Source organism: Streptomyces bambusae, from assembly GCF_019400985.1.
GTDB classification, from domain to species: domain Bacteria; phylum Actinomycetota; class Actinomycetes; order Streptomycetales; family Streptomycetaceae; genus Streptomyces; species Streptomyces bambusae_A.
The window spans coordinates 18,582-28,718 of sequence record NZ_WTFF01000060.1; the positions used below are offsets into that span (position 1 = coordinate 18,582).

The following is a 10,137-nucleotide window of genomic DNA, read 5'->3' on the forward strand; positions in this document are numbered from 1 at the left end:
CAAAAAGCTCATAAAGGCGACGCGGCTCGCGCTGACCCCGTACCCCCGCCTGGAAAGATCCGTGGCACGGACCGGACCGTATTCCAGGGGGAGATGCCGTGCACACCGCGCCCCAGGGTGCCTTCGAGGGGTTGCTCGCCGAGGCGTACGCCGCGCTGCCCGGCATGGTGGCCCTGCGCAGGAGCATCCACCGCTTCCCGGAACTGGGCACGCACCTGCCCCGTACGCAGCAGGCCGTCCTGGAGGCGCTGGACGGGCTGGGGCTGGAGCCGGCCACCGGGTCCGGCGCGAGTTCCGTCACCGCCACCCTCGACGGCGCCCGGCCCGGTCCGACGGTGCTGCTGCGCGCCGACATGGACGCGCTGCCCGTGGACGAGGACACCGGCCTGGACTTCGCCTCCCTGGTGCCGGGCGCCATGCACGCCTGCGGCCACGACACCCACACCGCCATGCTCGTCGGGGCCGCCCGGCTGCTGGCGGCCCGCCGCTCACAACTGGCCGGCCGCGTCGTGTTCATGTTCCAGCCCGCGGAGGAGTCCGGCGGCGGCGCCCTGCGCATGATCGACGAGGGGGTGCTGGAGACCGCTGACGGCAGCGGCGTGGCCGCCGCGTTCGCCCTGCACGTCACCACGCGCTTCGACAGCGGCACCGTCCACCTGCGGCCGGGCCCCACCTTCGCCGCCTCCGACGCGCTGCACGTGGTCGTACGGGGCCGCGGCGGCCACGCCTCGCAGCCGCACCGGGCCCTCGACCCCGTACCCGTCGCCTGCGAGATCGTCCAGGCCCTGCAGTCCATGGTGACGCGGACCGTCGACGTCTTCGATCCGGCCGTGGTCACCGTCGCCTCGATCCACGCCGGCACGACGGGCAACGTCATCCCCGAGACCGCCGAGATCCGCGGCACCTTCCGCACGCTCTCCCCCGCCGCCCGGCAGCTGGTGCGCGACGGCATCACCCGCGTGGCCCGCCATGTCGCCGCCGCCCACGCGGCGCACGCCGACGTCACCCTGACCGAGGGCTACCCGCCCGTCGTCAACGACGACGCCTGCACGGCGGCGCTCCGCGACACCGCGGCCACACTCCTCGGGCCCGACCGGGTCCGCCACCTGGCCGAGCCCTTCATGGGCGCCGAGGACTTCTCGTACGTCCTGCAACGGGTGCCGGGGGCCTTCGCCTTCCTCGGGGCGCGCCCGCCCGGAGTCCCGTTCGAGGACGCCCCGGACTGCCACTCCAACCGCGTCGTCTTCGACGAGGACGCCCTGGCCACCGGAGCCGCCCTGCACGCGGCCGCGGCCCTGCGGACCTGTCGTCCTCCCGTCTGACCGCACGGGAGCGGGGATAATGACCCGGTCGCGGGGCCGACCCCGCGGAACGCGCCGAGCTGGGGGACGAAGAACCGATGACCTTGACGGAAGGCCGGCGGGTCAAGCTCGCGGTGGACATCGGGCTGGCCGACGCGGTCGCCGGGGCGACCGGGGCGGTCGTCGGCTTCCTGTCCCTGGCGGCGGGCGTCGAGGGCACCGTCGAGCGGGTGGAGGGACAACTGCCGCCGAGCCACGAGGTCCGCGAGTACCAGCGGCTCAAGTCGCTGCTCGACGACTACGGCCACACGATGCCCGCGGAGAGCAGGAAGCGGCTCGAGGAGGAGGTCCGCACCCTGGAACCCGAGTGGACCGCCTTCCGGGAACGGGGCAACCGGGTGACGGTCCGCGTCCGCTTCGACAACGGGTTCGTCCTCGACGGCGCGCACGAGGACGTCCTCGTGTCTGTCTGATGTGTCCGGCTGATCTGCCCGGCTGACGTGTCCGTCCCACGCGCCCGTCTCACCGGGCGCGTCGTCGCTCGGGCGGCACCTGAGTGGCGGTCGGCCTATCGGGGGACGGTCCCCTCGGCGGCCGCGCCGGTGTCGTCGAACCAGTAGTCACCGGCCGCCACCTGGCCGGCGCCCGCCGCCGTGCCCCTGGGGGCGCCGGCTGCCGTCCAGCCTCCCGGTGTGCGGGGGCTGCGGGCGTGGTTGTCTGCCGTCCAGTCCACGAAGGCGACCTCCAGCCGGCCGGTCACCGCCCTGTTCGGCAGGGCAGGGGCTGCGTGAGCGTTCGGGTGGGTGTCGGCTTCGTACACAGCGGTTCTCCTGTCACCACGGGCAAAGGGTGAACACATCGTGGCTCCGCCGGCGCCGCCCGGCACTCCGACACAGCGTCCCGCGCCCTCGCACACCCGTGCGCCTGCCCGGGTCGCCGCGCCTCGGGGAAGGTCCTAGCGTCGGATCATGCACTCGAAGAGCGGTCAGCCGGCCGTCAGGGCGGCGCCCGGCCTCTCCGCCGCGCCGATCGCCCTCGCGTGGCTGACCCAGTTCCTCGTGGGCACCGACCTGTTCGTGGTGGCGCCGCTGCTGCCCGCCATCGCCGCGTCGCTCGGCGTGCCGGCGACCAGCACCGGCCTGCTGATCACGGCGTTCTCGATCGCGTACGTGGTGGCCTCGCCCTTCGCCGGCTGGCTCTCCGACCGCCGGGACCGCGCCTCGGTCCTGGTGGGGGCCCTGGTGCTGTTCTCCGCGGCCAACGTCGGCACGGCTCTGGCGCCGGACTTCGGTGTGCTGCTCGCGACCCGCGTGGTGGCCGGCGTCGCGGCCGCCGCCACCGGGCCCACCGTGTACGCACTGGTCAGCACCCGTGCCAGGCCGGAGGCACGGGCGCAGGTGCTGGCCGTCGTGGGATCGGGTCTGCTGACCGCCCTGTGGGTGGGCGCGCCCGCGGGGGCGCTGCTGGGGCGGCACGTGGGCTGGCAGGCCGCGTTCGTCATCCTGGCCGCGGGCACGTTCCTGCTGGCGTTCCCGCACGCCTTCGTCTGGCGGTCCCGGCCCGAGTTCGCGGCCGCCCCGCCCGCGGGCACGGGCGGGCGGGCCGGGCGGGCCGGGCGGGCCGGAATCGGCACCGTGGTGTCCGCCGTCGCGGTGACGACCCTGTGGGCCTTCTCCGTGTACAGCCTGTACACCTTCCTGGCGGTCGCGCTGCACGCCGACGGCAGGGCGGGCACCACCGCGTGGCTGCTGGTGGTCTACGGGGTGGGCGCGGTGGTCGGCGGCCAGGTGGGCGGCCGGTTCGCCGACCGGGCCGGCGCCGTGCGCGTGACCAGGACGGCGCTGGTGCTGACGGCCGCGCTGGAGGCCGCCGTGGCCCTGGTGTACCCCGTCACCTGGGCCCTGGCCTGTGCGCTGGGCCTCTTCGCGCTGGCCGGGTACGCCTTCTTCCCCGCCCAGCAGCGCCACCTGGTCGACATGTTCCCCGAACGGGCGACCGCGATGCTGTCGTGGAACAACAGCGCGCTGTTCGTCGGCCTGTCCCTGGCCGGAGCGGTCGGCGGACAGGTCGTGGACGCCCTCGGCTACCCGGAGCTGCTGTACGTCGGCGCCGCCGTGGCCGTGGCGGCGTGCATCGTCGCCCGCGGCCGACGCGCGTGACGACGCCGCCGCTTCCAGGTCACCGGCGGGCTTCGTACACGCGTTCCGCTTCGGGGGCGGACGGCTGCGCCGGAAGGACGGGGATCGGCGCCGGGGCGGGGGTGCTCCGGCGGATCTCCTCCACGCCGCGCCACAGGCCGGTGCGCAGCGCACGGCCCAACGGGCGCTCTATCAGGCGGTGGACGAGCCAGGCGAGCACCAGCATGGTGGCGGTGACGGACAGCACGAGGGGAACGGGAGCGAGAGCACGGCGGAAGTGGTGGATGATCGTGAGTCCGGCCGTCATGTGGATCAGGTAGAGCGGGTACGTGATCGCTCCGGCGTGCCGCAGCCAGCGCCACCGGATGCGGTCGAAGGCCCCGAGGGCGATGCCCGCGACGACGAGGAACCCGCAGGCGATGATCGCGCGGGCCGGCCAGGTCGACAGCCGTTCGGCGGTGGCGTGGCCCAAGTTGGTGATCATACGGCCGTCCACGTAGGTCTGTGCCAGCAGGAACTGCGCCCCGACGACGGCCCACAGCACGGCGTTGGGCTTGAACCGGCGCATCAGGTGGAAGGCGATGCCGGCGATGAAGTACGGGGAGTACGTCGGTATCGCGAAGAAGTACAGCAGGGTGCTGTCCGCGGTGGGTGCCACGACTCCTGCCAGCGTCCACAGGACGCAGAAGAGGACGCAGTTGCGGTAGGTGACCCCGCGCAGGACGACGAGTGCGAACAGGGCGTAGAACTTCAGCTCCACGAACAGGGTCCAGTACACGTGGTCGATGTGGGGCACGTCGACGCCGCCCTGCAGCATGGTCAGGTTCACCATCACATCGCTGAATGCGTGGACGGAGCTCACCTCCGGCCATGTGTAGAGCACGCCGGCCGTGAACAGCACGGCCGCCCAGTACGCCGGGAAGAGCCGGGAGACGCGGGTGACGGCGAACTCGCCGGCCGTGCGGCCCCAGGCGCTCATGCAGATCACGAACCCGCTGACGAGGAAGAAGATTTCGACGCCGAGCCAGCCGTAGGCCGCCCATGCGCTCGCGACCGGGAAGACGTCGGCGGCCGGCTCTCCCCAGCCGCTGTCCAGGGCCAGGTAGTGGTAGCAGAGCACGGCGATCGCGGCGAGGATCCGGACACCGTCCAGGGCGGCCAGGCGCATGCTGCCGCCCGTCCCGGCACCGGGGGCGGTACCGGGGTTCGGCCCCGAGCGTGTGGCGGGTCTCGACGTCATGCGTGTGGGGCCACTTCTGTGAGATGACTGGTTGATGACTCCGTCATGATCAAATTGAGTCAACGAACTGTACAGTCACGCACAGACATCGACAGATCCCGCTTCGGTCAGGGTCGGCTCCTTCCTCGGTCACGGCATCGGGGCGGCGTTGCCGGGGGATCGTCACCGGGCCGCAGGCCGAGCATGTCCAGCAGGACCCCGAGGTCCGCGCCGTCGGCGGCGCGGGAGGCCACCGCGCGGCGGGCCGCGTCCCGGTCCGCCGTACCCGGCCGGGCCAGGAGGGCCGGCTCGTCACATCCGAAGGGATCCTTCACCCCACCGATGCCACCACGGCCCCGCCGCACGCGCAGCCGGCACTGCTCCATCAGCCGTCGGCCTCGCGCCGGAAGGCGTCGGCCCGGCACCAGGGTCGGGGCGGTGACGGCGGGCAGCCGGTCCACCGTGTCGTGCCGCGTGAACGGCAGGTTCCCCGACGTGCCCGCTCCAGGCGCTTCCCGCATGATGACTGCTGTGTACGACACACACCGGGGACCGGTCGTCCTGTCGATCGTGGTACCCGTCTTCAACGAGGAGGAGGTCCTGCCCCTGCTGGCAGCGCGGCTCCGGCCGGTCCTGGACGGATGCGGCGAACCCTACGAGGTCCTCGCCGTCGACGACGGCTCCACCGACCGGACCAAGCCTCTGCTGGAGGATCTGCGCGGTGCCTGGCCCCAGCTGCGCATCGTGACCCTTAGGCGCAACAGCGGCCACCAGGCCGCCCTCACCGCCGGATTGCACCGTGCCCGCGGCGGCTACGTGATCAGCATCGACGCCGACCTCCAGGACCCGCCGGAGATCATCCCGGACATGCTCGCCCTCGCCCGGGCGGACGGTCTGGACATCGTGTACGGGGTCCGCGTCGACCGCTCCACCGACACCGGGTTCAAACGCCGCACGGCCGCTGTCTACTACTGGCTGATGCGCCGTCTGGCCGGCACCTTCGTCCCCGCCCACGCCGGCGACTTCCGCCTGCTGTCCCGTCCTGTCGTGGACACCCTCAAGACCCTCCCCGACCAGCAGCAGGTCTACCGCCTGCTCATCCCCTGGCTCGGCTTCCCCAGCGGCCAGATCACCTACCAGCGCGGCGAGCGGGTGGCCGGCACCACCAAATACCCCCTGCGCAAGATGATCCTGCTGGCGTCGGACAGCATCACCGGCTTCTCGGCGGTCCCCCTGCGCCTGGCCACGGCGATCGGCGCGGTCAGCCTCGTCGTCTGCCTCGCGTTCCTCGTCTGGACCCTCATCGTCCACGCCACGGGGAGCAGCCTGCCCGGCTGGACCTCCCTGATCACCACGGTCCTGTTCTTCGGCGCCGTCCAGCTCTTCTGCCTGGGCATGCTCGGCGAGTACGTGGCCCGCATCTACACCGCCGTCCAGGGCCGGCCCACGTACTGCGTCGCCCGCGACACGGACGACGAACTGCGCTGAGGGGCCGCTCCCGGTCACACGAGCACCCCGGCGAAGAACATGGCCCCCAACAGGGCGTACTGGACCAGGCAGGCCGCGAGCAGCGGCACCTGGACCCATCGGGGCATGCGCCTGACCAGTACGAGCCCGACGAACATCTGGGCATGGTTGCGGTACCACGACATCTGCGCGCCGGCGAGGAACGGCACCAGGAAGACGGCCACCGTGAGGATCAGGGCGGCCCATTCCGCCACGTCGAGCCGACGGCTGCGGACGAGTCGCACCGCGGCCGTCGCCAGTACGAGCAGCACGAAGGCGAGGTTCAGCCAGAGCTGGGTCCGGTGCGCGGCGAGCGCGTGCTCCACCAGCCACGGCAGCTGCCCCTTCGGCCGGTACCAGTCGCTGAACGGGAAGTCGTAGGCCTTGCCCATCTCGTCGAAGGGCCGGCGTAGCCCGCCTTGCCCGTAACTGGACTGCTGGATGATCCGGTACGCGTCCCAGCGCCCGGTCGCCTGCCACATCAGCCATCCGGTCCACAGGACGCCGCAGCCGGTGAGAGCCGCCGACAGGCCGGCCTTCGCGCACCGGATCGGCCATCTGTCGTTCTGCCAGGCGAAGAGCGGGCTGAGCAGCAGCATCCCGACGGCGACGGCGCCGACGGGATGACAGGCCGCCGCCACGAAACCGCCGGCGCCGGCCATGGCCCAGGAACCGCGCTCGACCCCGACGATGCAGACGAGCAGCGCCAGCGTTCCGGTGGCGATCGGGAAGATCGCGTGGAAGTAGATTCCCCCGGGAAACACCGTGCCAACGGCGAGGGTGAGGCCTGTGGCCCAGGTGAGCCGGGCGCCCAGCAGCCACCACAGCACCGCGAACATGCCGAGCAGGGACGCTTCGGTCACGACAACAGCGGCCGTCTCGTAGGAGAGTCCGGTGGCGGACACCGCCCGGACCGACATGGGGTAGCCGGGGAACCAGGCGACGTTTCCGCACACGACGTCGCGGAAGTCCGGATAGCGCTCCCGACACCAGAACATCTCGTAGCCGGCCCTGGCGATGGACAGGTAGTGCTCGGAATCCCAGCGGCGGCGACCGCCGGTGGACCAATAGGCCACTGGGGAACCGTCGCCGGCCACGGATGCCTTCGCGATCAGCCAGGTGACGAGGTTCGCGACCAGCCACGCCACGACCGGCGGCAGCGCTCGCCGGCCCGCCCTCGCTGTCACACGATCAGTGTGGCGAACGCGTTGCGGAGCTGCACCTGGAAGCACTCCCCCGGGCACGGGCGCCCCCCGGTGCGGCGGGCGCCCGTCCCCCTGTGCGCGTCAGGCCGATGCCTGCACGGCCGAGCCCGTCCGGGCGGCCTCCCGTACGCCGGGCGAGGTCACGCGGCGGCGGCGGGTCGGCAGACCGAAGGTCGGGTTGGCGACGGCCCAGGCGGCGCCCTTGCAGACCAGCTCCTTGTAGCGGGCGGCGAACCGGCCCGTGAGGGCCGCGCCGACGGCGCGGTCGTCGGCGGTCACGTACTGGATCAGGCCCTCCTTGCGCCCCAGCGAGATGCACTGATTGAAGTAGCGGACCGCCGTCCTGGGGATCTTGCGGCCGGTCAGCCGCGCCGCGATGCCGTCGACGCAGAGCAGGGCCGCCGGGCCGCCCGAGGCACACGACATCCGCAACGGCTTGTCGCCGGGGCCCATCGCCAGAGCCGCGTCGCCGACGGCGTACACGTCCGGGTGCGAGACCGAGCGCATCGACGCGTCGACCACGATCTGGCCGGTGTCGCCGACCTCCAGGGCGGTGGCCCGCGCGATCGGGTGGACCGCGAAGCCGGTGGTCCACACGGTGGCCGCGGCCGGGATCACCTCCCCGTCGGCGGTGGTGACGCGGTCGGCGGCGACGGCGGTGACGGCGGCGTGCTCGTGCACGGTGATGCCGAGCCCGTCGAAGACCTTCCGCACGTGCCCGCGGCCCTTGGGCGAGAGCCAGTCGCCGAGGCCGCCGCGGGCGGCGAGGGTGACGTCGAGGTCCGGACGGGCCTCGGCGATCTCGGACGCGGCCTCCAGCCCGGTGAGGCCGCCACCGACGACGACCACGGACTGCCCGGCGGCCAGGCCGGCCAGCCGCTCGCGCAGCCGCAGCGCTCCGGCCCGGCTCGCGACCTCGTGGGCGTGCTCGGCGACACCGGGCACGCCCTGGTCGTCCCAGCCGCTGCCGAGGGCGTACACGAGGGTGTCGTACTCCAGCTCCCCGGTCCCGGCACCCCCGCCGTCCGCGTCGACCACGCTGACGGTCTTCCGGTCGACGTCGACGCCCGTGACCCTCGCGATCCGCAGCTCGACCCCGGTGCCCGCGAACATCTCGGCGAACGGCCGGGCCGTGAGCTCCTGGCCGGCCGCGAGCTGGTGCATCCGTACCCGCTCGACGAAGTCGGGCTCGGCGTTGACGAGGGTGATGGCGACGTCGTCGCGGTGCAGCCGCCTGGCGAGGCGGCCGGCCGCCATGGCTCCGGTGTATCCGGCACCGAGGACGATGATGCGGTGCTGCATGTCCCTGCTCCTGTCTGTGCGGTTCCGGCCGTTGTCCGACGCGGTCACGTCCCTTGAACCGGACAGCCCGCCGTTTCCTGACAGGCCCCGGTGTGAAGCACGTCACACCGGGGGCACAGGCGTACGAGCAGGGGTCAGAAGGTGTGGATCACCGGCTCCCCGTGGTCGCCGGCCGCGGCCCACGCCTCGGTCGCGCGGACGAGCTTGTCCGGGTTGACCTGGCTGCGGAACGCGGCGATGCCCGCTGCGGTGATCTCCAGGCACATGACACCGACGATCCGGCCGTCGAGGACCGCCACGACGGCGGGCCCGCCGTTGGCAGTCGCCACGTAGATCTCGGCCTCGCCGCCGACGATGGCGCGCTTGGCCGCGGAGGGCTTGAACATCCCCCGCAGGAAGGTGGCCACCGCGACGGCCCCCTCGAACGCCTTGGCGCGGGCCGGAACCTTCCCGCCGCCGTCCCCGACGGCCACGGCATCGCCGGTGAGCAGCCGCACCAGCGGCTCGGTCCGCCCGCTGGTGGCGGCCGCGAGGAACTCCTCGACGATCCGCCGGGCGGCCGCCTCGTCGACCTCGGTGCGGGCCCTGCCGTCCGAGATGTGCTTCTTGGCCCGGTGGAAGATCTGCTGGCTGGCGGCCTCGCTGATGTCGAGGATCTCGGCGATCTCCCGGTGCGGGTAGTCGAAGGCCTCCCGCAGCACGTACACCGCCCGCTCGCCCGGCGACAGCCGCTCCATCAGGGTGAGCACCGCGTACGAGACCGACTCGCGCTGCTCGGCGGTGTCGGCCGGCCCCAGCATGGGGTCGCCTTCGAGCAACGGCTCGGGCAGCCACTGCCCCACGTACGTCTCGCGCCGGGCCCGCGCCGAACCGAGCTGATTGAGGCACAGGTTGGTGAGCACCTTCGTCAACCAGGCCTCGGGGACCTCGATGCGCTCGACGTCGGCGGCCTGCCACCGCAGGAACGTCTCCTGCACGGCGTCCTCGGCCTCGCTCGCGGAGCCGAGGAGGCGGTAGGCGACAGCTGCCAGCCGGGGCCTCGCAGCCTCGAACCGATCCACGTCCTTCATGATCAACGGCATGGCCCGAATCCTAGGGCCTGGCCGACAGCCGCGGCGGTGGAGCGGGTTCGGGCCACCCCGTCCGTTCACGGGTCGCCGGCGTCGGCGGTCCCGTTCCCCACCCGCCGTGCTGCGGGCATCGGCGCCGGTACCGGCGGAACATGGCCGGCGACGGCGTTGCCGTGGCCCGGCCGCGGTCGTTGAATCGGCCGACGGGCAGTCTTTTGGCAGCGGGGAGCGGGTGGCCCAGATGGCAGTGGCGCGCAGGACGATCCTCCGGGCGGCGGCGGTGGGGGCGCTGCCCCTGCCGGCGGCGGTGGCGGTGGCGGGGCCTGCCGCGGGGGGGGGCCTGTCCCTTGTAACACCCTGCCGGTGCCGCGGATCTTACGCGGTGGGTGTTGGGCG

10 protein-coding genes are annotated in these 10,137 nt (G+C 72.9%); 4 read left to right on the forward strand and 6 right to left on the reverse strand.

Translation table 11 applies throughout. The features are described 5' to 3' along the window. Positions 1-164 precede the first annotated feature (164 nt). Both GPJ59_RS11500 and GPJ59_RS11505 read left to right on the forward strand, forming a co-directional pair. The gene (locus GPJ59_RS11500; RefSeq protein WP_219666888.1) at positions 165-1,322 is read left to right on the forward strand and encodes a M20 metallopeptidase family protein; all 1,158 of its coding nucleotides are present in this window, start codon (positions 165-167) and stop codon (positions 1,320-1,322) included. A gap of 77 nt (positions 1,323-1,399) precedes the next feature. Then, entirely contained in the window at positions 1,400-1,774 is a 375-nt protein-coding gene (locus GPJ59_RS11505; RefSeq protein ID WP_219666843.1) for a hypothetical protein, read from the forward strand. A gap of 95 nt (positions 1,775-1,869) precedes the next feature. Here the strand turns inward: GPJ59_RS11505 and GPJ59_RS11510 are convergent, their stop codons facing one another. Further along, positions 1,870-2,121, reverse strand: a complete 252-nt coding sequence (locus tag GPJ59_RS11510; RefSeq protein ID WP_219666845.1) for a hypothetical protein — start codon at positions 2,119-2,121, stop codon at positions 1,870-1,872. Between the two features lie 148 nt (positions 2,122-2,269). Here GPJ59_RS11510 and GPJ59_RS11515 point away from each other — a divergent pair, with 148 nt between their 5' ends. Beyond that, positions 2,270-3,460 carry an MFS transporter gene (locus GPJ59_RS11515; RefSeq protein WP_219666853.1) on the forward strand — a complete coding sequence of 397 codons (1,191 nt, stop codon included), beginning with the start codon at positions 2,270-2,272 and terminating at the stop codon, positions 3,458-3,460. 19 nt (positions 3,461-3,479) lie between these two features. Here GPJ59_RS11515 and GPJ59_RS11520 read toward each other — a convergent pair whose 3' ends face one another. Both GPJ59_RS11520 and GPJ59_RS11525 read right to left on the reverse strand, forming a co-directional pair. Beyond that, positions 3,480-4,607 carry an acyltransferase family protein gene (locus tag GPJ59_RS11520; RefSeq protein WP_219666854.1) on the reverse strand — a complete coding sequence of 376 codons (1,128 nt, stop codon included), beginning with the start codon at positions 4,605-4,607 and terminating at the stop codon, positions 3,480-3,482. A 179-nt stretch (positions 4,608-4,786) separates the two neighbouring features. Next, positions 4,787-5,179 (reverse strand): hypothetical protein, encoded by a 393-nt coding sequence (locus GPJ59_RS11525; protein WP_219666856.1) that lies wholly within the window; start codon positions 5,177-5,179, stop codon positions 4,787-4,789. A gap of 1 nt (position 5,180) precedes the next feature. Here GPJ59_RS11525 and GPJ59_RS11530 point away from each other — a divergent pair, with 1 nt between their 5' ends. After that, positions 5,181-6,146, forward strand: coding sequence for a glycosyltransferase family 2 protein (locus tag GPJ59_RS11530; RefSeq protein WP_219666890.1), 966 nt, complete (start codon positions 5,181-5,183; stop codon positions 6,144-6,146). Between the two features lie 14 nt (positions 6,147-6,160). On the opposite strand, the gene GPJ59_RS11535 is transcribed toward GPJ59_RS11530, so the two are convergent. The 3 genes from GPJ59_RS11535 to GPJ59_RS11545 all read right to left on the reverse strand — a co-directional run bounded on the left by GPJ59_RS11535 (position 6,161) and on the right by GPJ59_RS11545 (position 9,753). Continuing rightward, positions 6,161-7,351, reverse strand: coding sequence for a hypothetical protein (locus tag GPJ59_RS11535; protein WP_219666858.1), 1,191 nt, complete (start codon positions 7,349-7,351; stop codon positions 6,161-6,163). A gap of 99 nt (positions 7,352-7,450) precedes the next feature. Continuing rightward, a complete protein-coding gene (locus GPJ59_RS11540; RefSeq protein WP_219666866.1) occupies positions 7,451-8,671 on the reverse strand; it encodes an NAD(P)/FAD-dependent oxidoreductase in 1,221 nt (406 codons plus the stop codon). A 134-nt stretch (positions 8,672-8,805) separates the two neighbouring features. After that, positions 8,806-9,753 (reverse strand): RNA polymerase sigma-70 factor, encoded by a 948-nt coding sequence (locus GPJ59_RS11545; RefSeq protein ID WP_219666869.1) that lies wholly within the window; start codon positions 9,751-9,753, stop codon positions 8,806-8,808. Between the last annotated feature and the right edge of the window lie 384 nt (positions 9,754-10,137).

Excerpts from the sequence above, each read along its gene's own strand:
- GPJ59_RS11530 (WP_219666890.1), top strand. The coding sequence starts at position 5,181 with ATGACTGCTGTGTACGACACACACCGGGGACCGGTCGTCCTGTCGATC.
- GPJ59_RS11515 (WP_219666853.1), top strand. The coding sequence starts at position 2,270 with ATGCACTCGAAGAGCGGTCAGCCGGCCGTCAGGGCGGCGCCCGGCCTC.
- GPJ59_RS11505 (WP_219666843.1), top strand. The coding sequence starts at position 1,400 with ATGACCTTGACGGAAGGCCGGCGGGTCAAGCTCGCGGTGGACATCGGG.
- GPJ59_RS11545 (WP_219666869.1), bottom strand. The coding sequence starts at position 9,753 with ATGCCGTTGATCATGAAGGACGTGGATCGGTTCGAGGCTGCGAGGCCC.
- GPJ59_RS11500 (WP_219666888.1), top strand. The coding sequence starts at position 165 with ATGGTGGCCCTGCGCAGGAGCATCCACCGCTTCCCGGAACTGGGCACG.
- GPJ59_RS11520 (WP_219666854.1), bottom strand. The coding sequence starts at position 4,607 with ATGCGCCTGGCCGCCCTGGACGGTGTCCGGATCCTCGCCGCGATCGCC.
- GPJ59_RS11540 (WP_219666866.1), bottom strand. The coding sequence starts at position 8,671 with ATGCAGCACCGCATCATCGTCCTCGGTGCCGGATACACCGGAGCCATG.
- GPJ59_RS11525 (WP_219666856.1), bottom strand. The coding sequence starts at position 5,179 with ATGCGGGAAGCGCCTGGAGCGGGCACGTCGGGGAACCTGCCGTTCACG.